21 protein-coding genes are annotated in these 22,291 nt (G+C 70.8%); 15 read left to right on the top strand and 6 right to left on the bottom strand.

The window, feature by feature from the left end; genetic code table 11:
* Positions 1-36: 36 nt before the first annotated feature.
* Positions 37-1,059 carry a LacI family DNA-binding transcriptional regulator gene (locus tag ACZ4EG_RS34845; protein ID WP_467793449.1) on the bottom strand — a complete coding sequence of 341 codons (1,023 nt, stop codon included), beginning with the start codon at positions 1,057-1,059 and terminating at the stop codon, positions 37-39.
* Between the two features lie 256 nt (positions 1,060-1,315).
* On the opposite strand from ACZ4EG_RS34845, the gene ACZ4EG_RS34840 reads away from it, so the two are divergent.
* Together ACZ4EG_RS34840 and ACZ4EG_RS34835 are read left to right on the top strand one after the other, a co-directional pair.
* Positions 1,316-2,125, top strand: a complete 810-nt coding sequence (locus tag ACZ4EG_RS34840) for a GH12 family glycosyl hydrolase domain-containing protein (protein WP_467793448.1) — start codon at positions 1,316-1,318, stop codon at positions 2,123-2,125.
* Positions 2,126-2,248: 123 nt separating this feature from the next.
* The gene (locus tag ACZ4EG_RS34835; protein ID WP_453554466.1) at positions 2,249-4,180 is read left to right on the top strand and encodes an acyl-CoA dehydrogenase family protein; all 1,932 of its coding nucleotides are present in this window, start codon (positions 2,249-2,251) and stop codon (positions 4,178-4,180) included.
* 1 nt (position 4,181) lies between these two features.
* On the opposite strand, the gene ACZ4EG_RS34830 is transcribed toward ACZ4EG_RS34835, so the two are convergent.
* A complete protein-coding gene (locus tag ACZ4EG_RS34830) occupies positions 4,182-4,631 on the bottom strand; it encodes a lamin tail domain-containing protein (protein WP_467793519.1) in 450 nt (149 codons plus the stop codon).
* Positions 4,632-4,829: 198 nt separating this feature from the next.
* On the opposite strand from ACZ4EG_RS34830, the gene dxr reads away from it, so the two are divergent.
* From dxr to ACZ4EG_RS34800, 6 genes are all read left to right on the top strand, one after another.
* Positions 4,830-6,098: a 1-deoxy-D-xylulose-5-phosphate reductoisomerase gene (dxr, locus tag ACZ4EG_RS34825; protein ID WP_467793447.1), complete on the top strand. Its 1,269-nt coding sequence runs from the start codon at positions 4,830-4,832 to the stop codon at positions 6,096-6,098.
* 8 nt (positions 6,099-6,106) lie between these two features.
* Positions 6,107-7,396 carry a M50 family metallopeptidase gene (locus tag ACZ4EG_RS34820; RefSeq protein ID WP_467793518.1) on the top strand — a complete coding sequence of 430 codons (1,290 nt, stop codon included), beginning with the start codon at positions 6,107-6,109 and terminating at the stop codon, positions 7,394-7,396.
* A gap of 169 nt (positions 7,397-7,565) precedes the next feature.
* Complete coding sequence (gene ispG, locus ACZ4EG_RS34815) at positions 7,566-8,723, top strand: flavodoxin-dependent (E)-4-hydroxy-3-methylbut-2-enyl-diphosphate synthase (protein WP_390712399.1); 1,158 nt, start codon at positions 7,566-7,568, stop codon at positions 8,721-8,723.
* Positions 8,724-8,910: 187 nt separating this feature from the next.
* Entirely contained in the window at positions 8,911-9,759 is an 849-nt protein-coding gene (locus tag ACZ4EG_RS34810; RefSeq protein WP_467793446.1) for a GNAT family N-acetyltransferase, read from the top strand.
* A 126-nt stretch (positions 9,760-9,885) separates the two neighbouring features.
* The gene (locus tag ACZ4EG_RS34805) at positions 9,886-10,455 is read left to right on the top strand and encodes a GNAT family N-acetyltransferase (RefSeq protein WP_467793445.1); all 570 of its coding nucleotides are present in this window, start codon (positions 9,886-9,888) and stop codon (positions 10,453-10,455) included.
* A gap of 73 nt (positions 10,456-10,528) precedes the next feature.
* Entirely contained in the window at positions 10,529-12,232 is a 1,704-nt protein-coding gene (locus tag ACZ4EG_RS34800) for a proline--tRNA ligase (RefSeq protein ID WP_453554475.1), read from the top strand.
* Between the two features lie 9 nt (positions 12,233-12,241).
* Here ACZ4EG_RS34800 and ACZ4EG_RS34795 read toward each other — a convergent pair whose 3' ends face one another.
* From ACZ4EG_RS34795 to ACZ4EG_RS34780, 4 genes are all read right to left on the bottom strand, one after another.
* Complete coding sequence (locus ACZ4EG_RS34795; RefSeq protein ID WP_467793444.1) at positions 12,242-12,394, bottom strand: hypothetical protein; 153 nt, start codon at positions 12,392-12,394, stop codon at positions 12,242-12,244.
* 284 nt (positions 12,395-12,678) lie between these two features.
* Complete coding sequence (locus tag ACZ4EG_RS34790) at positions 12,679-13,587, bottom strand: aminoglycoside phosphotransferase family protein (RefSeq protein WP_453554479.1); 909 nt, start codon at positions 13,585-13,587, stop codon at positions 12,679-12,681.
* 43 nt (positions 13,588-13,630) lie between these two features.
* Positions 13,631-14,128: a ferritin-like domain-containing protein gene (locus tag ACZ4EG_RS34785; RefSeq protein WP_467793443.1), complete on the bottom strand. Its 498-nt coding sequence runs from the start codon at positions 14,126-14,128 to the stop codon at positions 13,631-13,633.
* Positions 14,125-14,658, bottom strand: a complete 534-nt coding sequence (locus tag ACZ4EG_RS34780) for a hypothetical protein (protein WP_467793442.1) — start codon at positions 14,656-14,658, stop codon at positions 14,125-14,127. Before ACZ4EG_RS34780 ends, ACZ4EG_RS34785 begins: the two co-directional genes overlap by 4 nt.
* A 220-nt stretch (positions 14,659-14,878) precedes the next feature.
* Here ACZ4EG_RS34780 and rimP point away from each other — a divergent pair, with 220 nt between their 5' ends.
* From rimP to truB, 7 genes are all read left to right on the top strand, one after another.
* Entirely contained in the window at positions 14,879-15,382 is a 504-nt protein-coding gene (gene rimP / locus ACZ4EG_RS34775; protein WP_467793441.1) for a ribosome maturation factor RimP, read from the top strand.
* A gap of 2 nt (positions 15,383-15,384) precedes the next feature.
* On the top strand, positions 15,385-16,371 hold the full coding sequence (nusA, locus tag ACZ4EG_RS34770) for a transcription termination factor NusA (RefSeq protein ID WP_453554486.1): 987 nt from the start codon (positions 15,385-15,387) through the stop codon (positions 16,369-16,371).
* A gap of 102 nt (positions 16,372-16,473) precedes the next feature.
* Complete coding sequence (locus tag ACZ4EG_RS34765; protein ID WP_363298644.1) at positions 16,474-16,770, top strand: YlxR family protein; 297 nt, start codon at positions 16,474-16,476, stop codon at positions 16,768-16,770.
* Between the two features lie 146 nt (positions 16,771-16,916).
* Positions 16,917-19,994, top strand: a complete 3,078-nt coding sequence (gene infB, locus ACZ4EG_RS34760; RefSeq protein WP_453554490.1) for a translation initiation factor IF-2 — start codon at positions 16,917-16,919, stop codon at positions 19,992-19,994.
* 503 nt (positions 19,995-20,497) lie between these two features.
* Complete coding sequence (locus ACZ4EG_RS34755) at positions 20,498-20,791, top strand: DUF503 domain-containing protein (protein ID WP_453554492.1); 294 nt, start codon at positions 20,498-20,500, stop codon at positions 20,789-20,791.
* Positions 20,792-20,850: 59 nt separating this feature from the next.
* Positions 20,851-21,312, top strand: coding sequence for a 30S ribosome-binding factor RbfA (gene rbfA, locus ACZ4EG_RS34750; RefSeq protein WP_467793440.1), 462 nt, complete (start codon positions 20,851-20,853; stop codon positions 21,310-21,312).
* Positions 21,309-22,214: a tRNA pseudouridine(55) synthase TruB gene (gene truB, locus ACZ4EG_RS34745; protein WP_467793439.1), complete on the top strand. Its 906-nt coding sequence runs from the start codon at positions 21,309-21,311 to the stop codon at positions 22,212-22,214. The genes rbfA and truB overlap by 4 nt, the downstream gene beginning before the upstream one ends.
* The last annotated feature ends 77 nt before the right edge of the window (positions 22,215-22,291 follow it).

Here is a 22,291-nt window from a genome sequence, read left to right as displayed (position 1 = left end):
ACGACATGAGGTGCCCCGGAGGGCAGCGAAGGCTGGTCAGGAGGAGGCGGGGGCGGCCGGGGCCGGACCCGAGCTGGCCCGTACCGTCAACTCGGGCGCGATCAGCACCACTTCGTCGGTTCCACGGCCGTCGAGCTTGGCCACCAGGTGCTCCACGGCGTACCGGCCCATCTCCTGCGCGGGGATGGCCACGGACGTCAGCCGCACCGACGCCTGGACGGCGACCTGCTCCGGGCAGATCGCGACCACGGACACGTCCTCGGGCACGGCCCGGCCCTGCTGGCGCAGCAGGGCGAGCAGCGGCTCGACCGCGGACTCGTTCTGCACGACGAACCCGGTGGTGCCCGGGCGCTCGTCGAAGATCCGGGCGAGGGTGACGGCGATCGCGTCGTACCCGCCCTCGCACGGGCGGTGCAGCACCCGAAGGCCCAGCTCCCGCGCGCGGGAACGGAGTCCGTCGAGGGTGCGCTCGGCGAAGCCGGTGTGCCGTTCGTAGACCGCGGGCGCCTCTCCGACGACAGCGATGTCGCGGTGACCGAGCCGGGCGAGGTGCTCGACGCACAGGGCGCCCGTCGCCGTGAAGTCCAGGTCGACGCAGGTCAGACCGGTGGTGTCGGCAGGCAGCCCGATGAGGACCGACGGCTGGTCGGTGCCGCGCAGCAGTGGCAGCCGCTCGTCCTCCAGCTCGACGTCCATCAGGATCATCGCGTCGGCGAGCCCGCTGCCGGTGACCCGGCGCACCGCGTCGGGGCCCTCCTCGCCGGTGAGCAGCAGGACGTCGTACCCGTGCGTGCGCGCCGTGGTGGCCACCGCGATGGCGATCTCCATCATCACCGGCACGTACATGTCCGTCCGCAGCGGAATCATCAGCGCGATGATGTTCGACCGGCTGCTGGCCAGGGCACGGGCTCCCGCGTTCGGGTGGTAGCCGAGCTCCCGGATGCTCTGCTCGACCCGCTGCCGGGTGATGGCGGAGATGGACCGCTTGCCGCTGAGGACATAGCTCACCGTGCTCGCCGAGACTCCGGCGTGCTGGGCGACCTCGGCGAGGGTGACCATCCAGCTCTCCAAGATGTGTGAAGCGCTTCGACAGTGCGCATTGCTGACAAGGGTGAGTACAAGGCTGAGTGAGGGTGTATCGACAGTATCTTCAGCGGGGGTGGGTGTCCATAGGCTGTCGAAGCGCTTCGACAGCTTTTCCCGAAGGTAATCGCGGTGGGAGCGCGGCGAGAGGGCGGCGAGAGGGCGGCAACCTTTCGGCCGGGTGGCGACCACAGACAGGCGGCACACGAACCGTCCCCCGGAAGGACCCCCGATGCAACACCGCAGACCGCGCCTGTCCACGAAGGCGAAGACGCTCGTCGCGGCCTCGGTCGCCCTGGCGGCCGCGGCGGGCGTCACCGTGGCGCAGGCCGGCGAGTCGAGCAAGAAGTGCACGGCCTTCGACACCATCGCGCTCGGCAAGTACTACCTGAACAACAACCTGTGGGGCCAGGACAAGGGCACCGGTACCCAGTGCGTCTGGGACAACTCCCGAAGCGGCCCGACGATCTCCTGGGGCACCAGCTACAGCTGGGCGAACAGCGCCAAGGGCACCGACTCGGACGTGAAGTCGTACGCCAGTACGGTCCTGGGCTGGCACTGGGGCTGGAAGGCCGACAAGGGGAGCACCGGGCTGCCGATCCGGGTCGGCGACCGCAAGAAGGTCACTGCCAAGTGGAGCTTCTCGGTCGGTTCGAACCCGGGCACCATGAACGTGGCCTACGACCTGTGGCTGCACGCCAAGGGCACCGCGGACTGGCAGGACCAGCCCACCGACGAGGTCATGATCTGGCTGAACCGCCAGGGCGGCGCGGGACCGCTGGGCACCAAGTACGGCAGCGTCAGCCTGGGCGGCTCCATGTGGGACATCTACCGGGGCAACATCGGCTGGAACGTCTACTCCTTCGTCCGGCGCACCAACACCACCGGCGCCACACTGAACCTCGACGACTTCACCCAGGCACTCGTTCGGCGCAAGCTGTTGAGCGATGACAAGTACGTCTCCGGCATCGAGTCCGGGACCGAGGTGTTCAAGGGCTCCGGGCGGCTCGATACGAAGTCGTACTCCGTCGAGATCGGCTGATACACGCGCCGATCGGGCGCGCGAGGACTGGTGGGGGCGGCCCGTTTCGGGTACCAACGATCCAGTAGCACTGGTCAGTAGCGAACGGTCCCCGACAACCCTATTCGCGGCGAGGTGAGCCTCATGTCCGCCCCCATCACCAAACCCACGGTCACCGAGCGGGAGGCCCGGCAGGTCGCGGAGGCCGCCCGGGAACAGGACTGGCGCAAGCCCAGCTTCGCCAAGGAACTGTTCCTCGGCCGCTTCCGGCTGGACCTCATCCACCCCCATCCGCTCCCGGCGGACGAGGACGTGCAGCGCGGGGAGGAGTTCCTCGCCAAGCTGCGCGACTTCTGCGAGACACGGATCGACTCGGCCCGCATCGAGCGCGAGGCGCGGATCCCGGACGAGGTCATAGACGGGCTCAAGGAGCTCGGCGCCCTCGGCATGAAGATCGACACCAAGTACGGCGGGCTCGGCCTCACCCAGGTGTACTACAACAAGGCGCTCGCCCTGGTCGGCTCGGCCTGCCCCGCGGTCGGCGTGCTGCTCTCGGCGCACCAGTCGATCGGCGTACCGCAGCCGCTGAAGCTGTTCGGCACGCAGGAGCAGAAGGACGCGTTCCTGCCGCGCTGCGCCCGCACCGACATCAGCGCCTTCCTGCTCACCGAGCCCGACGTCGGCTCCGACCCCGCCCGCCTGGCCACGACCGCGGTGCCCGACGGGGGCGACTACGTCCTCGACGGGGTGAAGCTGTGGACCACCAACGGCGTGGTCGCCGACCTGCTGGTGGTCATGGCCCGGGTGCCGAAGAGCGAAGGCCACAAGGGCGGCATCACGGCGTTCATCGTGGAGACGAACTCGCCCGGCATCACCGTGGAGAACCGCAACTCCTTCATGGGGCTGCGCGGCATCGAGAACGGCGTCACCCGCTTCCACCAGGTCCGGGTGCCCGCCGCCAACCGCGTCGGGCCGGAGGGCGCGGGCCTGAAGATCGCGCTGACCACGCTGAACACCGGGCGGCTGTCCCTGCCCGCCTCGTGCGTCGCCGCCGGCAAGTGGTCTTTGAAGATCGCCCGGGAGTGGTCCGCGGCGCGCGAGCAGTGGGGCAAGCCGATCGCGCAGCACGAGGCGGTCGGGTCGAAGATCTCCTTCATCGCGGCCACCACCTTCGCCCTGGAGGCCGTGAGCGAGCTGTCGTGTCAGATGGCCGACGAGAACCGCAACGACATCCGCATCGAGGGTGCGCTCGCCAAGCTGTTCGCCTCCGAGATGGGCTGGCTGATGGCGGACGAGCTGGTGCAGATCCGCGGCGGCCGCGGCTTCGAGACGGCTCAGTCGCTCGCGGCCCGCGGCGAGCGCGCGGTCCCCGCCGAGCAGATCCTGCGCGACCTGCGCATCAACCGCATCTTCGAGGGCTCCACCGAGATCATGCATCTGCTGATCGCGCGCGAGGCCGTCGACGCCCATCTCTCGGTCGCCGGTGACCTCATCGACCCCGAGAAGTCCCTGTCGGACAAGGCGAAGGCCGGCGCGAACGCGGGCGTCTTCTACGCCAAGTGGCTGCCGAAGCTGGTCGCCGGACCCGGCCAACTCCCCTCCTCCTACGGCCGGTTCAAGCACGGAGTGGACCTCGCCCCGCATCTGCGCTACGTCGAGCGGCACGCCCGCAAGCTGGCCCGCTCCACCTTCTACGCCATGTCCCGCTGGCAGGGCCGGATGGAGACCAAGCAGGTCTTCCTGGGCCGGATCGTGGACATCGGCGCCGAGCTGTTCGCGATGAGCGCGGCCTGCGTCCGGGCCGAGCTCCTGCGCAGCCAGGGCGACCACGGCCGCGAGGCCTACCGGCTCGCCGATGCCTTCTGCCGGCAGTCCCGCATCCGGGTCGACGAGCTCTTCGGCCGCCTGTGGAGCAACACCGACGACAACGATCGGAAGATCGTCAAGGGCGTCCTCGGCGGCGACTACGAGTGGCTGGAGCAGGGGATCGTCGACCCCTCGGGCGAGGGCCCGTGGATCGCCGACGCGACCCCGGGTCCCAGCACGAGGGAGAACGTGCACCGCCCCATCCGGTAGGTCAGCAGTACTTGTCGCTCGGATCCCGCGTCGTCCAGGAGCAGGAGTCGACCTTGGTGCCGCTCGCCTTGGTCAGCGTCGCCGTGTCGCTGGTGTTGTTCCACACGTAGGCGCGTCGGCCCTGGTACTTGTTCGACGCGGTGTCCGTGCCCTTGCCGGTGTGGATCTTCATGTACTTCCCGGCACCGATCTTGACGTTCGGGAAGACGTACTTGTGGTTGGAGGCGTCCTTCAGGATCCAGCCCCTGAGGGAGATCGCCGAGCCGCTGGTGTTCTTGATCTGCACCCACTCGCCGTTCAGGCTCGTGTTGGACCCGGTGTCCGAGCCGGGGCTGTCGAACCAGACGTGATGGATGATCACGCCGCCGGCCGCCTCGGCCGGGCTGCTGAGCAGGGTGCCGGTGAGCAGTGCCGCGCCCGCGAGAGCGGGCAGGGCAGCGCGTATGCGCAGGGTACGCGTGGAGAGATCCCCCCAGGATGTCGTCCGCGGGCCGGCTGTCCGGCCGACCAGAACAGAAGTGTTATCACAAGGTCTTCACGCCGGCTTCACAAAGGCGATTTCGTCCCATTCGGCAACGAGAGCTGATAAGGCACCCTCCCGAGGGGCGCACTTGTCCTGCCGGACACCGGTTGCGGCAACAATGGGGGGATGAGCGACAGTCCAGCGCCCCTCGCCGACCCGCACCTCGTCCACGACCCCCACACCGGGGACGGCCCCAAGGACGTGGTGATCCTCGGCTCCACCGGGTCCATCGGCACCCAGGCCATCGATCTCGTGCTGCGCAACCCCGACCGTTTCCGGGTCACCGCCCTGTCCGCCAACGGCGGACGGGTAGCCCTCCTCGCCGAGCAGGCGTACCGGCTGCGGGTGCGGACCGTCGCCGTCGCCCGCGAGGACGTCGTACCGGCCCTGCGCGAGGCGCTCTCCGCGCAGTACGGCGCCGGGGAGACGCTCCCCGAGATCCTCGCCGGACCGGACGCCGCCACCCAGCTGGCCGCCGGTTCCTCGGAGTGTCACACCGTCCTCAACGGCATCACCGGCTCCATCGGCCTCGCCCCGACCCTCGCCGCCCTGGAGGCGGGCCGCACCCTCGCGCTCGCCAACAAGGAGTCGCTCATCGTGGGCGGCCCGCTGGTCAAGGCGCTCGCCAAGCCCGGCCAGATCATCCCGGTCGACTCCGAGCACGCCGCGCTCTTCCAGGCGCTGGCCGCCGGTACCCGCGCGGATGTGCGCAAGCTGGTCGTCACCGCCTCCGGCGGCCCGTTCCGCGGCCGTACGAAGGCGGAGCTGGCGCGGGTCACCGTCGAGGACGCCCTCGCGCACCCCACCTGGGCCATGGGCCCGGTCATCACGATCAACTCCGCGACCCTCGTCAACAAGGGCCTGGAGGTCATCGAGGCACACCTGCTGTACGACATTCCCTTCGACCGCATTGAGGTTGTCGTGCACCCGCAGTCGTATGTCCACTCGATGGTTGAGTTCACCGACGGATCCACACTCGCCCAGGCGACGCCCCCCGACATGCGTGGGCCGATCGCCATCGGTCTCGGCTGGCCCGAACGGGTACCGGACGCGGCGCCCGCCTTCGACTGGACCAAGGCCTCGACCTGGGAGTTCTTCCCCCTGGACAACCAGGCCTTTCCGTCGGTCGACCTCGCCCGGCACGTCGGACAGCTCGCGGGCACCGCACCGGCGGTGTTCAATGCGGCCAACGAGGAGTGCGTCGAGGCGTTCCGTGCCGGTGCCCTGCCCTTCAACGGGATCATGGAGACCGTCACACGGGTGGTCGAGGAGCACGGAACACCCCGTACGGGAACTCCACTCACGGTGTCGGACGTCCTCGAAGCGGAGACCTGGGCACGGGCCCGGGCCCGGGAACTGACAGCGCACAAGGCGACCGCGGAGGCGCGTGCATGACAGCCCTGATGATGATCCTCGGCATAGTCGTCTTCGTGGTCGGCCTGCTGGTCTCGATCGCCTGGCACGAGCTGGGGCATCTGTCCACCGCCAAGCTCTTCGGCATCCGCGTACCGCAGTACATGGTCGGCTTCGGCCCCACCATCTGGTCGCGGAAGAAGGGCGAGACCGAGTACGGGATCAAGGCGATCCCGGCCGGCGGCTACATCCGGATGATCGGCATGTTCCCGCCGGGCGAGGACGGGCGGATCACCGCGCGCTCCACCTCGCCCTGGCGCAGCATGATCGAGGACGCCCGCTCGGCCGCCTTCGAGGAGCTCAAGCCGGGCGACGAGACCCGCCTCTTCTACACGCGCTCGCCCTGGAAGCGCGTCATCGTGATGTTCGCGGGCCCCTTCATGAACCTGGTCCTCGCGGTCGCCCTGTTCCTCACGGTCCTGATGGGCTTCGGCATCTCCCAGCAGACGACGAGTGTCAGCTCCGTCTCCCAGTGCGTGATCGCGCAGACCGAGAAGCGCGACACGTGCAAGAAGTCCGACCCCGTCTCCCCGGCGGCGGCAGCGGGACTGAAGGCCGGCGACAAGATCGTCTCCTTCGACGGGGTGAAGACCGAAAGCTGGAACCAGCTCTCCGACCTGATCCGGGCCAACCCCGACAAGAACGTGTCCATCGTCGTCGAACGCAAGGGCCACGAGGTGACCCTGCAGGCCAAGCTCGTCAGGAACAAGGTCGCCAAGAAGGACGGCCACGGGCAGATCGTCGACGGCTACACCTACGCCGGCTTCCTCGGCTTCAGCGCCGCGAGCGGCGTCGTCCGCCAGGACTTCGGCCAGTCCCTGACCTGGATGGGCGACCGGCTCGGCGAGGCCGTCGACTCCATCGCCGGCCTGCCCGGCAAGATCCCGGCCCTGTGGGACGCGGCCTTCGACGGCGCTCCCCGTCAGCCGGACTCCCCGATGGGCGTGGTCGGCGCGGCCCGCGTCGGCGGCGAGATCTTCACGCTGGACATCCCGCCGACCCAGCAGCTGGCCATGGCCCTGATGCTGGTCGCCGGTTTCAACCTCTCCCTGTTCCTCTTCAACATGCTCCCGCTGCTCCCGCTGGACGGCGGGCACATCGCGGGCGCCCTGTGGGAGTCCGTCCGCCGTCATCTGGCCAAGGTGCTGCGCCGCCCGGACCCCGGTCCGTTCGACGTGGCGAAGCTGATGCCGGTGGCCTATGTGGTGGCCGGGATTTTCATCTGCTTCACGATCCTGGTGCTGATCGCGGACGTGGTTAACCCGGTGAAAATCTCATAGCCACATCACGTTCGAGGCGGCCCGCAGCCCTGTGCTCCGGGCCGCCTTCCATTGAGTGGGTTAACCGGGTGGGATGTGCTCGGCCCTTGGCCAGTGCCGTAATCTCGAAGCCTGGAGCCCGCCGGTCACGGGACCGGACCTTGATCCACGACTTGGGGTTGCACAGCAGATGACTGCGATTTCTCTCGGCATGCCGTCCGTTCCGACCAAGCTCGCCGAGCGGCGCAGGAGCCGGCAGATCATGGTCGGCTCCGTGGCGGTCGGCGGAGACGCGCCGGTGTCGGTGCAGTCCATGACCACGACCCGCACGTCCGACGTCGGCGCCACCCTCCAGCAGATCGCCGAGCTGACCGCGTCCGGCTGCCAGATCGTCCGAGTCGCCTGCCCCACGCAGGACGACGCCGACGCGCTCTCCGCCATCGCCCGCAAGTCGCAGATCCCGGTGATCGCGGACATCCACTTCCAGCCGAAGTACGTCTTCGCCGCCATCGAGGCGGGCTGCGCGGCCGTCCGGGTCAACCCCGGCAACATCAAGCAGTTCGACGACAAGGTCAAGGAGATCGCCACGGCGGCGAAGGACCACGGCACCCCGATCCGCATCGGCGTGAACGCGGGCTCCCTCGACCGCCGGCTGCTCCAGAAGTACGGCAAGGCCACCCCCGAGGCGCTCGTCGAGTCGGCCCTGTGGGAGGCGTCCCTCTTCGAGGAGCACGACTTCCGGGACATCAAGATCTCCGTGAAGCACAACGACCCGGTCGTGATGATCGAGGCGTACCGGCAGCTCGCCGCCCAGTGCGACTACCCGCTCCACCTCGGCGTGACCGAGGCGGGCCCGGCCTTCCAGGGCACCATCAAGTCGGCGGTCGCCTTCGGTGCCCTGCTCTCCCAGGGCATCGGCGACACGATCCGTGTCTCCCTCTCCGCGCCGCCGGTGGAGGAGGTCAAGGTCGGCAACCAGATCCTGGAGTCCCTCAACCTCCGCCAGCGCGGCCTGGAGATCGTCTCCTGCCCGTCCTGCGGCCGCGCCCAGGTCGACGTCTACAAGCTGGCCGAGGAGGTCACGGCGGGCCTGACCGGCATGGAGGTCCCGCTGCGCGTCGCCGTCATGGGCTGCGTCGTCAACGGCCCCGGCGAGGCCCGCGAGGCCGACCTCGGCGTCGCCTCCGGCAACGGCAAGGGCCAGATCTTCGTCAAGGGCGAGGTCATCAAGACCGTGCCCGAGTCCAAGATCGTGGAGACCCTCATCGAGGAGGCCATGAAGCTGGCCGAAAAGATGGAGGCGGAGGGCACCGCGTCGGGCGAGCCTTCGGTGTCGGTGGCGGGCTGAGCGTCGTCCCCGGCGGGCCGCGCCCCGCAGGGGCGGCGGCCCGGCAGGGGCGCGGGGAACTGCGCGACCAGCCACACACGGCCGGCAGTCGCCCGCAATCCGGAACCCCCCGAGCTCAAGGGCGCACCGCCAAAGCAGCGCAGCTATAGTGCGGAGATCAGCAGAACCCCAGGGTGAGGCCCCGCACGTGTTGACCCAGACCACCTCTCGGGTGCTCGAACCGAGCGACCTGGACGCGGCGCTCGCGGTCCTCGACCGCGAGCCCGTCACGAATGCCTTCGTGACCTCCCGGGTCCAGATCGCAGGCCTCGACCCGTGGCGACTCGGCGGCGAGATGTGGGGCTGGTACGAGGACGGCATGCTGACGTCCCTGTGCTACGCGGGCGCCAACCTCGTCCCCATCTGCGCCACCCCGAGGGCCGTACGCGCCTTCGCGGACCGCGCGCGCAGGGCCGGCCGCCGCTGCTCCTCCATCGTCGGCCCCGCCGAGTCCACCTCCGAGCTGTGGCGCCTCCTGGAGCCGCACTGGGGCCCGGCCCGCGAGGTCCGCGCCCGCCAGCCGCTCATGGTCACCGACCGCCTGCCCGCCGACATCGTCCCGGATCCCTACGTCCGCCGCATCCGCAAGGACGAGATGGAGACGATCATGCCGGCGTGCGTGGCGATGTTCACCGAGGAGGTCGGCGTCTCCCCGCTGGCCGGTGACGGCGGACTGCTCTACCAGGCCCGGGTCGCCGAACTCGTCGGCTCCGGGCGCTCCTTCGCCCGCCTCGACCAGAACGGCAAGGTCGTCTTCAAGGCGGAGATCGGCGCGGCGACCACCCAGGCCTGCCAGATCCAGGGCGTGTGGGTGGCCCCCGAGCACCGGGGGAAGGGGCTGGCGGCACCGGGCATGGCGGCGGTGCTGCGGTATGCGCTGGCGGACGTGGCGCCGATGGTGAGCCTCTACGTCAACGACTTCAACACGGCTGCCAGGCGGACCTACCGAAGAGTGGGGTTCCAGGAGGTCGGCGCGTTCATGAGCATCCTGTTCTAGCTCGTGCTTCCAGCTCCTGCATCCAGCTCGTGCTTCCGACTCCTGCTGCCGGCTCCCGCGCAGCGTGATCCGGCCGCACTCCGCAGCGCAGTTCTGAGCCCGGTGCGAGACCTGTAGTCTCCCCGCATGCTGCGCTTTCCCGGTCACGGTCACCGCCATCCCGAGGACATCGTGATCGGCCCGCTCGACCTGCCGGCCCGCGTCGACGAGGCCCTCGCCGTACAGGCCGTCGCCTTCGACCTCGGCGCGGACGAGGTCGCCGTACGCCGTCAGATCGTCCTGCGCCACATGACCTTCCCGGGCGCCCGCGCCCTCGGGGCCACCACCCCCGACGGCCGCCTGGCCGGATTCGTGTACGGCATGCCCAACGACCGCGCCCATTGGTGGTCCACCGTCGTGGAGCCCTATCTGCGCGCCCAGGGCCACGACGGATGGCTCGACGACTCCTTCGTGATCACCGAGCTGCATGTCCACCCGCGCTACCAGAACCGCGGCATCGGCCGCGCCCTGATCACCACGATCACCGACGGCGCCGCCGAACCCCGCTCGATCCTCTCGGCGATCGACACCGACAGCCCCGCCCGCGGCCTCTACCACTCCCTGGGCTACCAGGACCTGGCCCGCCAGGTCCTCTTCCCCAGCGCCCCCAAGCCGTACGCCGTCATGGGCGCCCCGCTGCCCCTGCGCCGCTCCTAACCGATTTCCACCGGCACAGCAAGCCCGGCTAACCTCCTTGCCATCACCCTTTCCCGGCAGGAGTACGAGAACCATGGCGAACGCACCGGTCCAGCGCATGTCCCAGTTGATGGCGAAGACGCTGCGCGACGACCCGGCGGACGCCGAGGTCCTCAGCCACAAGCTCCTCGTCCGGGCCGGCTACGTCCGCCGCACCGCGGCCGGCATCTGGAGCTGGCTGCCGCTCGGCAAGAAGGTCCTCTCCAACGTGGAGCGGATCGTCCGCGAGGAGATGGACGCGATCGGCGCCCAGGAGGTGTCGCTCCCCGCCCTGCTGCCGCGGGAACCCTACGAGGCGACGGGCCGCTGGGACGAGTACGGCGCCGAGCTGTTCCGGCTGCAGGACCGCAAGGGCGGCGACTACCTCCTCGGCCCGACCCACGAGGAGATCTTCACCCTGCTGGTGAAGGACCAGGCGTCCTCCTACAAGGACCTGCCGGTCATCCTCTACCAGATCCAGACCAAGTTCCGTGACGAGGCCCGTCCCCGCGCCGGCATCCTGCGCGGCCGTGAGTTCCTGATGAAGGACTCGTACTCCTTCGACACCGAGGACGAGGGCCTCGCCCGGTCCTATGCCCTGCACCGCCAGGCCTACCAGCGGGTCTTCGAGCGCCTCGGCCTCGACTACCGCATCTGCGCCGCCACCGCCGGCGCCATGGGCGGCTCCAAGTCCGAGGAGTTCCTCGCCCCGGCCGAGGCCGGCGAGGACACCTTCGCGGACTGCCCGAACTGCGACTTCGCGGCCAACACCGAGGCGATCACGTACGAGCTGAAGCCGGTGGACGCCACCGACGTGCCCGCCGCCGAGGAGATCCCGACTCCGGACACCCCGACCATCGAGACCCTCGCCGCCCACCTCGGCGTCCCGGCCTCCGCCACCCTCAAGAACCTCCTGGTGAAGGTCGACGGCGAGATCGTCGCCGTCGGCGTCCCGGGCGACCGCGAGGTCGACATGGACAAGGTCGAGGCGCACTTCGCCCCGGCGGTCGTCGAGATGGTCACCGAGGCCGACTTCGCGGACCGCCCGGACCTGGTGCGCGGTTACGTCGGCCCGCAGGGCCTGGAGAAGGTCAAGTACCTCGCCGACCCGCGCGTCGCCCCCGGCACCTCCTGGATCACCGGTGCCAACAAGGCGGGCATGCACGCGAAGAACGTCGTCGCGGGCCGTGACTTCGAGGTGGACACGTACGTCGACGTCGTGGTGGTGCAGGAGGGCGACCCGTGCCCGAAGTGCGGCACCGGTCTCAAGCTCGACCGCGCCATCGAGATCGGCCACATCTTCCAGCTGGGCCGCAAGTACACCGACGCCCTCAAGCTCGATGTGCTCGGCCAGAACGGCAAGCCGGTCCGCGTGACCATGGGCTCCTACGGCATCGGTGTCTCCCGTGCGGTGGCCGCCATCGCCGAGCAGAGCGCCGACGAGCACGGCCTGGTGTGGCCCAAGGAGGTCGCCCCGGCCGACGTCCACGTCGTCGCCGCCGGCAAGGCCCTGCAGACCGAGCTCGCCCTGGACGTCTCCGAGAAGCTGCGGGCGGCCGGCCTGCGCGTCCTGGTCGACGACCGGGCCGGCGTCTCCCCGGGCGTGAAGTTCACGGACGCCGAGCTCATCGGCGTACCCCAGATCCTGGTGGCGGGCCGCCGCTCCGCCGAGGGCGTCCTGGAGCTCAAGGACCGCAAGACGGGTGAGCGCGAGGAACTGACGGTGGACGAGGCGATCGCCCGCCTCGCGGCGCAGTAAGGGAACTCCTCAGAACCCGACGGCGGCGGCAGTCACGCTGACGGCCGCCGCCGGGATGTTCGCGCACACCGGCACCGCCGCCTTGACGGCGAGCAACGCCGGGGGCGGCATCAACTCCGGCTCGCCCAGCGGCAGCACGGACACCCACACTTCGACATCCACCGGCCTGCCGGCGTCTTCCGCCGGCGGCTCAGCCGACGCCACCTGCCCTGATCGACCCCTGTGTGGCTCGACCGCGCGACCGGAACGGCCACCGTCCCGGAGGGCGTCCGCCTCGACCCGGGCGCCACGGCCAAGGCCTGGGCCGCCGCCCTGCTGGTGCGCGCCGCGGGCTCCTGGTCGGGCTCAGCCGCGACCCGGCCGTTGCGGGGGAGCCCCCGGCGGGCGGCTGGCAGATCCGCGTTCAGGACATCACCGGATCGCTCACCGTGTCTCCCGGAATCGCCCTAGAGCCACCCGGCGAACTCCAGCAACAGCTCGGCATCCTTCGGCCGTCCCACCCGGAGCGCTCGTACCCCGGACTCCACGGCCCGGAACAGGGTCCAGCCGCGCAGCCGGTCCTGGTCCACGTCCAGGGACTCGGCGAGCCGTTTGACCCGTCGGCGGGTGGTCGCCGCTCCCGACGGTGAGGCGATCAGGTCCTCCACGCGGTCGCGCACCAGCCGGGCCAGGTCGAAGGCGCACTCGCCGACCACCGGGTCCGGGCCCACCGCCAGCCACGGCGAACGTTCACCGGCGAGGACCTTGCTCTGCCGGAAGGTGCCGTGCAGCAGCCGGTGCTCGGGCGCTGCGGCCAGCAGTTCCGCACGGACCGCGAGCGCCGCGTCGACCAGTGGTGCCGCCTCCGGATCCGTACCGGCGCTCGCCCGCATCGCCTCCGCCTGCCGGCCGGTCCGTTCGGCCACGGTCTCGAAGCGAGGCGCGGCGTCGTCGCCCGGAGGCTCCACCCACAGCCGTCGCAGCGTCCCCGCCGCCTCCAGCAGTGCCTTCGCCTCCGGCAGCGACCGCAGCGACACGTCCGGATGCAGTCGTTCGAGCAGGAGCACGCCCTCGGTCGCGGCGGGTTCCAGCAGTTGTACGGCGCCCAGGCCGTCCCAGTGCCGCAGCGCCGCCCGCTCGCTCTCCGGCCGGGCCCGGGGCGGGGCCAGCTTCAGCACGGCCGGGGTGCCGTCCGGCCGTCGCACCAGCACGACGAGGCTGCTGCGGCCGCCCGGCACCTGGACCCGCTCGACGGTCAACTCGCGTAGCGCGACGGCCTGTTGTGCCGCCTCCGGCAGCTTCTCCAACCAGTCGTCGCCCTCGGGCGCCGTCTCACCGAGCGCCCTTGCCAGGCGCTGCGGCGGTTCGAAAGCCATGCGCGAGTCGTTCCCTTCCTGCTGTACGGGGCGGCGTGTTCGGTCACGCCGACGCGGTCGCCGAGGCCGCGGCCGGGGCCGAGGGCGATGCCGTGCCGGCCGCCTGGCCCGCCCGCTCGGCGAGACCAGGGAAGGCTACGCTCTCCCCGCGCCAGCGCACCGCCCGCACCGCTGCCTCCCGCAGCACCGCGGCGGCCGCGCCGCGTCGTTCGCCCACGGCCACCCGCACCAGGTCGGAGTACACCCCGGCCACCCGGTCCTCCAGTTCGGCGGCGAGCCGGACCGCCGCGGCCGAGTCCGGCACCGGGAAGGGCAGTGCGTACCCGGCGCTCGCGGCGACGGGCTCGCCGCCCAGGTCGCGCACCTCGCGCACCAGCGTGTCCCGCCGGGCCCGGTGCGCGTCGTACGCCGCCTGCGCCTGGGTCCGCCGCTCCTTGCCGATCCGCCCGCCGACGACCCCGTAGCCGTACACCGCCGCGTGCTCGGCGGCCAGCGCCGCCTGCAGGGCCTTCAGTTCGCCGCTCTTGGCCTCGTCGCTCACTTGCCACCCTCCGTCAGCAGATACGCGTGCGCCGCCCCGGCCGCCGCCACCGAGGCCAGCAGCCGGGCCAGCTCGCCCGGGACGTCCAGGAGGGCCTTGGCCCGCCGGTCGGCCAGCGACCGCTCGGCGGCGGCGAGATCGGCGAGGGCGTCCTTCTCGACCGCCGGGACGGTCGGGGAGGCGGACGGGGAGGCCGAGCCGGACTCCTTGGGCGAGCGCGACGGCGTGGGCGTGGGCGTGCCGTCCGTGAACGCCCGCGCGTGTGCCGCGACCTCGGCCCGCAGCGGCCGCAGCCGCTCCGCGAGCGCCGGATGCACGGCGATCACCGCGTCGTACCGCTCCACCAGCCCCAGGCTGTCCCGGGCCGCACGCGCGCGTGCCCGCTCGGTGGCCGACGGACTGCCGCCCGTGTCGCCGTGCGGATCGGCGCCCGAGGAACAGCCCACGAGCAAGGCCGCCCCCGCGGCCGAGGCGAACAGGGACCTTCTGCGCGGCCCCGAGGGGGTGCGCGAGAGCGGGGGGAACGGCACGGCAGACGTCCTCGGGGAACTCGTACGAAGAAGGGGGGCGGGCACGCCAGTGATCACGGTACCCGCGCACCCGTCCGGCACCAGTCACCGGCACCGCCCGGCACCCGTCACCGGCACCGCCCGGCCGCAGGTGGACGGCAACACCGTCCGCGACCGGATACCCTTTGACCAGACACGCGACCCATCCCACAACAGCACACGCGGCCGAGGAGTCACCCGGATGAGCACCACCCAGAGCGAGAGGCTGCGGGAACTGCTGGAACCGCTCGTCGCCTCACAGGGCCTGGATCTCGAAGAGATCGCCGTGGACTCCGTCGGACGCAAGCGAGTGCTGCGCGTGGTCGTCGACTCCGACACCGGTGCGGACCTGGACCGGATCGCCGATGTGAGCCGCGCGCTCTCGGCGAAGCTCGACGAGACGGAAGCGATGGGCGAGGGCGCCTACGACCTGGAGGTCGGAACCCCGGGCGCGGAGCGCCTCCTCACGGAACACCGGCACTACGCGCGCGCCGTGGACCGGCTGGTCAGGTTCCAGCTGGCCGAGGGCGGTGAACTGGTCGCCAGGATCCTGAAGGTCGACGACGAGGGCCTCGACCTGGAAGTCCCCGGAGTGAAGGGCCGCAAGGCCACCGCCCGCAGACTCGCCTTCCCCGACATCGACAGGGCGCGCGTGCAGGTCGAGTTCAGCCGCAAGGACAAGAACGAGAAGGAAGAGGAGGCGTAGCCGTGGACATCGACATGAGTGCCCTGCGGGGCTTGGTACGGGAGAAGGAGATCTCCTTCGACCTGCTGGTCGAGGCGATCGAGTCGGCCCTCCTCATCGCCTATCACCGCACCGAGGGAAGCCGCCGGCACGCGCGCGTGGAGCTCAACCGGGAGACCGGGCATGTGACCGTGTGGGCGAAGGAGGACCCCGAGGACCTCGAAGAGGGCCAGGAGCCCCGCGAGTTCGACGACACCCCGTCCGGCTTCGGCCGCATCGCCGCGACCACCGCCAAGCAGGTGATCCTGCAGCGGCTGCGCGACGCCGAGGACGACGCGACGCTCGGTGAGTACGCCGGCCGCGAGGGCGACATCGTCACCGGTGTGGTCCAGCAGGGGCGCGACCCCAAGAACGTGCTCGTCGACATCGGCAAGCTGGAGGCCATCCTGCCGGTGCAGGAGCAGGTGCCGGGGGAGTCGTACCAGCACGGCATGCGCCTGCGCTCGTACGTCGTCCGGGTGGCGAAGGGTGTGCGCGGTCCGTCCGTCACCCTTTCGCGTACACATCCCAATCTGGTGAAGAAGCTCTTCGCCCTGGAGGTGCCGGAGATCGCCGACGGGTCCGTCGAGATCGCCGCGATCGCCCGTGAGGCCGGTCATCGCACGAAGATCGCCGTCCGGTCCACCCGTTCGGGTCTGAACGCCAAGGGCGCGTGCATCGGTCCCATGGGCGGCCGGGTGCGCAACGTGATGGGCGAGCTGAACGGCGAGAAGATCGACATCGTCGACTGGTCGGACGACCCGGCCGAGATGGTGGCGAACGCGCTGTCACCTGCGCGGGTGTCCAAGGTGGAGGTCGTCGACCTGGCGTCCCGGTCCGCCCGGGTCACCGTGCCGGACTACCAGCTGTCGCTGGCGATCGGCAAGGAGGGCCAGAACGCCCGGCTCGCGGCCCGGCTCACCGGCTGGCGGATCGACATCCGTCCGGACACGGAGCAGTCCGGGGAATAGATCTCGGCCTGCGGTGGCTCAGATTACGTCAGGTTACAACGCGGCAACTGTTCGAGACCTTACCCAAAAGGGTGGGGTCGCCGCGGGGAGGTAGACTTAGCTGTGTCTGGCCGGATGCATGCCCGAGCATGCCCTGAACGCACCTGTGTGGGGTGTCGGGAGCGATCGGCCAAGACGCAACTGCTGCGCATCGTGGCGATCAAGGACACCTGTGTCCCCGATCCTCGCGGTACGCTGCCCGGCCGGGGTGCCTATGTGCACCCTGCCCTGGTCTGTCTCGACCAGGCGGTACGCCGCCGGGCGTTCACGAGGGCGCTTCGCGCCCCGGGAGCGCTCGACACAAAGGCGTTGCGCCGGTACGTCGAGCAGACGACAGTTGCCGAGCAGGCAACACCGTAAGAAGCGTCGCACGGAACGTCCGCGCGGCTCTGGTACCCCGCGAGTTGGAAGTAGGTCGAGATTGCGATGAGCACTCGATGAGCACGCGATGAGTACGCCCATGAAGTAGCGACGGTCCGGACACACCCGGACCTAAAAGGAGCGAAGTGGCTAAGGTCCGGGTATACGAACTCGCCAAGGAGTTCGGGGTTGAGAGCAAGGTCGTCATGGCCAAGCTCCAGGAACTCGGTGAATTCGTCCGTTCGGCGTCCTCGACGATCGAGGCGCCCGTAGTACGCAAACTGACTGACGCCTTCCAGGGTGGCAACGGCAAGTCCGCCGGCAAGCCCGCCCCGCGCAAGGCCGCCCCCAGGCCCGCCGCGCCCTCTCCGGTGCAGGCGGCGCGTCCGGCTGCACCGAAGCCGGCCGCCCCCAAGCCTCCCGTGGCCCAGCAGCCCGCGGCCCCCGCGGCTCCGGCCCCGGTGACCCCCGCGCCGGCCGCTTCCGGTCCGCGTCCGGTCCCGGGTCCCAAGCCCGCGCCGCGTCCGGCTCCGGCCGCGCCCGAGTTCACGGCCCCGCCGTCGGCCCCGGCTCCGGCCCCGGCCGCCGCGCAGGGTGCGCGCCCCGGTGCCCGTCCGGGCCCCGGCGGCCCGAAGCCCGGTGCCCGTCCGGCCGGTCCCGGCCAGGGCCAGGGCCGTCCGGGTCAGGGTGGTTCGCGTCCCGGTGCCCAGGCCCCGCGCCCGGGTGCCCGTCCGGCCGGTCCGCGTCCGGGCAACAACCCCTTCACGTCCGGTGGCTCCACCGGCATGGCGCGCCCGCAGGCGCCCCGTCCGCAGGGCGGACCCCGTCCCGGCGGCCATGGCGGTCCCGGCGGCGCCGGTCCCCGTCCGCAGGCGCCCGGCGCCCAGGGCGGCGGTCCGCGTCCGCAGGCTCCCGGCGGTTCCCGTCCGAGCCCGTCCGGCATGCCCCGTCCGCAGGGCGGTCCGCGTCCCGGCGGCGGTCCCGGTGGTCCGCGTCCGAACCCCGGCATGATGCCGCAGCGTCCCGCTGCCGGCCCGCGTCCCGGCGGCGGCCCCGGTGGTGGGCGTGGTCCGGCCGGTGCCGGTCGTCCCGGTGGCGGCGGTGGCCGTCCGGGCGGCGGCGGCGGCTTCGCCGGTCGTCCCGGTGGCGGCGGCGGTGCCCGTCCGGGTGGCGGCGGCTTCGCCGGCCGTCCCGGTGGCGGTGGCCCCGGTGCCGGTGGTGGCGGCGGCTTCGGCGGTGGCGGCGGTGGCCGTCCCGGCTTCGGCGGTCGTCCGGGTGGTCCCGGTGGCCGTGGTGGCACACAGGGCGCCTTCGGTCGTCCCGGCGGTCCCGCGCGTCGTGGCCGCAAGTCGAAGCGGCAGAGGCGCCAGGAGTACGAGGCCATGCAGGCCCCGTCGGTCGGCGGCGTGATGCTGCCTCGCGGCAACGGCGAGACCATTCGCCTGTCGCGCGGTGCCTCCCTCACCGACTTCGCGGAGAAGATCAACGCCAACCCGGCGTCGCTCGTCGCGGTCATGATGAACCTGGGCGAGATGGTCACGGCCACGCAGTCCGTCTCCGACGAGACGCTGCAGCTCCTCGCGGGCGAGATGAACTACGGAGTTCAGATCGTCAGCCCCGAGGAGGAGGACCGCGAGCTGCTCGAGTCCTTCGACATCGAGTTCGGCGAGGACGAGGGCGACGAGGAGGACCTGGTGGTCCGTCCGCCGGTCGTCACCGTCATGGGTCACGTCGACCACGGCAAGACCCGACTGCTCGACGCCATCCGCAAGACGAACGTCATCGCGGGCGAGGCCGGCGGCATCACCCAGCACATCGGTGCCTACCAGGTCGCGACCGAGGTCAACGACGAAGAGCGCAAGATCACCTTCATCGACACCCCGGGTCACGAGGCGTTCACCGCCATGCGTGCCCGTGGTGCGAAGTCGACCGACATCGCGATCCTGGTCGTCGCGGCCAACGACGGCGTCATGCCGCAGACGGTCGAGGCGCTCAACCACGCCAAGGCGGCCGACGTCCCGATCGTCGTCGCGGTCAACAAGATCGACGTCGAGGGCGCCGACCCGACCAAGGTGCGCGGTCAGCTGACCGAGTACGGCCTGGTGGCCGAGGAGTACGGCGGCGACACGATGTTCGTCGACATCTCCGCCAAGCAGGGTCTGCACATCGACAGCCTCCTGGAGGCCGTCGTCCTCACCGCCGACGCCTCGCTCGACCTGCGGGCCAACCCGGCCCAGGACGCGCAGGGCATCTCGATCGAGTCCCGGCTCGACCGCGGCCGTGGTGCCGTGGCGACGGTCCTCGTCCAGCGAGGAACGCTGCGGGTCGGCGACACGATGGTCGTGGGCGACGCCTACGGCCGAGTCCGCGCCATGCTCGACGACAACGGCAACAACGTCGCCGAGGCGGGCCCGTCGACGCCGGTGCAGGTCCTGGGCCTGACCAACGTCCCGGGTGCGGGCGACAACTTCCTGGTGGTCGACGAGGACCGTACGGCCCGTCAGATCGCCGAGAAGCGCGCCGCCCGTGAGCGCAACGCCGCGTTCGCCAAGCGCACGCGCCGCGTGTCCCTGGAGGACCTGGACAAGGTGCTGAAGGCCGGCGAGGTCCAGCAGCTGAACCTGATCATCAAGGGCGACGCGTCCGGATCGGTCGAGGCTCTCGAGTCCTCCCTGCTCCAGCTGGACGTCGGCGAAGAGGTCGACATCCGGGTCCTGCACCGCGGCGTCGGTGCGGTCACGGAGTCGGACATCGACCTGGCGATGGGCTCGGACGCCATCGTGATCGGCTTCAACGTCCGTGCGGCAGGCCGCGCGGCGCAGATGGCCGAGCGCGAGGGCGTGGACGTCCGCTACTACTCGGTCATCTACCAGGCGATCGAGGAGATCGAGGCGGCCCTCAAGGGCATGCTCAAGCCGGAGTTCGAGGAGGTCGAGCTCGGTACGGCGGAGATCCGCGAGGTCTTCAAGTCGTCCAAGCTCGGCAACATCGCGGGTGTTCTCATCCGCTCGGGCGAGGTCAAGCGCAACACCAAGGCGCGCCTCATCCGCGACGGCAAGGTCATCGCGGAGAGCCTCACCATCTCCGGTCTGCGTCGCTTCAAGGACGACGTCACCGAGATCCGCGAAGGCTTCGAGGGCGGTATCAACCTCGGAAACTTCAACGACATCAAGGTCGACGACGTCATCGCGACGTACGAGATGCGCGAGAAGCCGCGGGCGTAATTTCGGCCGACGGCTGATGCTGGCCGACGGGGATCACTCCCTGTCGGCCAGCAGTCTGCCCACCCGCACACCCGACTCGCTCGGCTGGAAAGGTGCCTGCCCGCCCACCTGTCTCGGTTGGCCGGAAGGGCCGGCCGGCCCGGTCTCGGGGCTTCGCCCCGGACGCGGGGTGGTCCCGGGGCTTGCCTCGGAGCCCGGCTGGGGACCTCGTCCCCGGGCACCCTCGTGGGGTCCGTCCGCCGGCTTGGTTGGCCGGCAGGGCGCCAGCCCGCCTCGACCGCAAGGTCGGCCCTGTTCTGGGGCGGGAGCCCCAGGGTGGGTGACCATCCCGCCGACCGAGTCGGGTGGGCGGGTGGGCGAGCCGTAGGGGGCGGAGCCCCCGTCGGGCGGGCAAAGATAAACCCCGTCGAGCCACCGGCAGGTTCGTTGTACGGTTCTGATGTCCCTGCTCACACCAACGCAGGGCCATCGATCCCGTACCGGCGGGTGAACCGGCTACACACATGTACGTGGGGACTCTGTCCTTCGACCTCCTCCTCGGCGACGTACGGTCGCTGAAGGAGAAGCGCTCCGTCGTCCGCCCGATCGTTGCCGAACTCCAGAGGAAGTACGCCGTGAGCGCGGCCGAGGTGGACCACATGGACCTCCACCGGCGAGCGATCATCGGCCTCGCCGTGGTCTCCGGAGACGCGGTACACCTCACCGACGTGCTGGACCGGTGCGAGCGGCTGGTCGCCGCGCGCCCCGAGGTGGAACTGCTGTCCGTGCGACGGCGTTTCCACGGTGACGACGACTAGACCGCAGAACTCCACAGAACTCCACACAACGCAGAGAAGAAAGAACGGGAGACGGACCAGTGGCCGAACACGCGCGGGCGAAAAGGCTGGCGGACCTCATCCGAGAGGTGGTGGCCCAGAAGCTGCAGCGCGGGATCAAGGACCCGCGGCTCGGCTCGCACGTCACCATCACGGACACCCGGGTCACCGGGGACCTGCGGGAGGCGACCGTCTTCTACACCGTCTACGGCGACGAAGAGGAGCGGAAGGCCGCGGCCGAGGGCCTGGAGAGCGCCAAGGGCATCCTGCGCTCCGAGGTCGGCCGTGCGGCCGGCGTGAAGTTCACGCCGACCCTGGCCTTCGTCGCGGACGCCCTCCCGGACACCGCCCGGAACATCGAGGACCTCCTGGACAAGGCGCGCGCCTCCGACGCGAAGGTGCGCGAGGCCTCCGCCGGCGCCGCCTACGCCGGTGAGGCGGACCCGTACAAGAAGCCGGGTGCCGAGGACGAGGCCGACGAGACGGACGACGCCGCCGAATGACCAGCAAGCCCACCCCGCCCGACGGCCTCGTCATCGTCGACAAGCCGTCGGGCTTCACTTCGCACGACGTCGTCGCCAAGATGCGGGGCATCGCAAGGACCCGCCGCGTCGGCCACGCCGGCACCCTCGACCCCATGGCGACGGGCGTCCTCGTCCTCGGCATCGAGAAGGCGACGAAGCTCCTCGGGCACCTCGCCCTCACCGAGAAGGAGTACCTCGGCACCGTCCGTCTCGGCCAGAACTCGGTCACCGACGACGCCGAGGGCGACATCACCTCGTCCACCGACGCCTCCAAGGTCACCCGCGAAGCCGTCGACGCCGGCATCGCCAAGCTGACCGGCGACATCATGCAGGTGCCGTCCAAGGTCAGCGCCATCAAGATCGACGGTGTGCGGTCGTACAAGCGGGCGCGGGAGGGCGAGGACTTCGAGATCCCCGCGCGACCCGTGACCGTCTCGTCGTTCGCCGTGTACGACGTCCGGGACGCCGTCGCCGAGGACGGCACCCCGGTGCTCGACCTGGTGGTCTCGGTGGTCTGCTCCTCCGGCACCTACATCCGGGCCCTCGCCCGTGACCTGGGTGCCGACCTGGGCGTGGGCGGACACCTCACCGCCCTGCGCCGCACGCGCGTCGGGCCGTACAAGCTGGACTCGGCACGCACCCTCGACCAGCTCCAGCAGGAGCTGACCGTGATGCCGATCGCTGAGGCCGCCGCGGCCGCGTTCCCGCGCTGGAACGTGGACGCCAAGCGGGCCCGGCTGCTCACCAACGGCGTGCGGCTGGAGATGCCCGACGAGTACGCGGGCACCGGCCCCCTGGCCGTCTTCGACCCCGAGGGCCGCTTCCTCGCGCTCGTCGAGGAACAGAAGGGCAAGGCGAAGAGCCTCGCCGTCTTCGGCTGACCCGGCCCGGCCGGGTCAGGCCGGGGACCCGCGGGTGTCTGCCCGTGGAGCGGCGACCACGGGGTACATCCACTGCC

It is taken from the genome of Streptomyces sp. NPDC025638 (assembly GCF_055558775.1).
Note: the sequence above shows the minus strand (reverse complement) of the source record. Positions and strands in the feature narration are given on the sequence as shown.

What these genes read in the sequence shown, in the direction of transcription:
- ACZ4EG_RS34820 (WP_467793518.1), top strand. Translation starts at nt 6,107, where the DNA reads ATGATGATCCTCGGCATAGTCGTCTTCGTGGTCGGCCTGCTGGTCTCG.
- ACZ4EG_RS34755 (WP_453554492.1), top strand. Translation starts at nt 20,498, where the DNA reads ATGTACGTGGGGACTCTGTCCTTCGACCTCCTCCTCGGCGACGTACGG.
- ACZ4EG_RS34805 (WP_467793445.1), top strand. Translation starts at nt 9,886, where the DNA reads ATGCTGCGCTTTCCCGGTCACGGTCACCGCCATCCCGAGGACATCGTG.
- rimP (WP_467793441.1), top strand. Translation starts at nt 14,879, where the DNA reads ATGAGCACCACCCAGAGCGAGAGGCTGCGGGAACTGCTGGAACCGCTC.
- ACZ4EG_RS34845 (WP_467793449.1), bottom strand. Translation starts at nt 1,059, where the DNA reads ATGGTCACCCTCGCCGAGGTCGCCCAGCACGCCGGAGTCTCGGCGAGC.
- truB (WP_467793439.1), top strand. Translation starts at nt 21,309, where the DNA reads ATGACCAGCAAGCCCACCCCGCCCGACGGCCTCGTCATCGTCGACAAG.
- ACZ4EG_RS34840 (WP_467793448.1), top strand. Translation starts at nt 1,316, where the DNA reads ATGCAACACCGCAGACCGCGCCTGTCCACGAAGGCGAAGACGCTCGTC.
- ispG (WP_390712399.1), top strand. Translation starts at nt 7,566, where the DNA reads ATGACTGCGATTTCTCTCGGCATGCCGTCCGTTCCGACCAAGCTCGCC.
- ACZ4EG_RS34800 (WP_453554475.1), top strand. Translation starts at nt 10,529, where the DNA reads ATGGCGAACGCACCGGTCCAGCGCATGTCCCAGTTGATGGCGAAGACG.
- ACZ4EG_RS34835 (WP_453554466.1), top strand. Translation starts at nt 2,249, where the DNA reads ATGTCCGCCCCCATCACCAAACCCACGGTCACCGAGCGGGAGGCCCGG.
- dxr (WP_467793447.1), top strand. Translation starts at nt 4,830, where the DNA reads ATGAGCGACAGTCCAGCGCCCCTCGCCGACCCGCACCTCGTCCACGAC.
- ACZ4EG_RS34790 (WP_453554479.1), bottom strand. Translation starts at nt 13,587, where the DNA reads ATGGCTTTCGAACCGCCGCAGCGCCTGGCAAGGGCGCTCGGTGAGACG.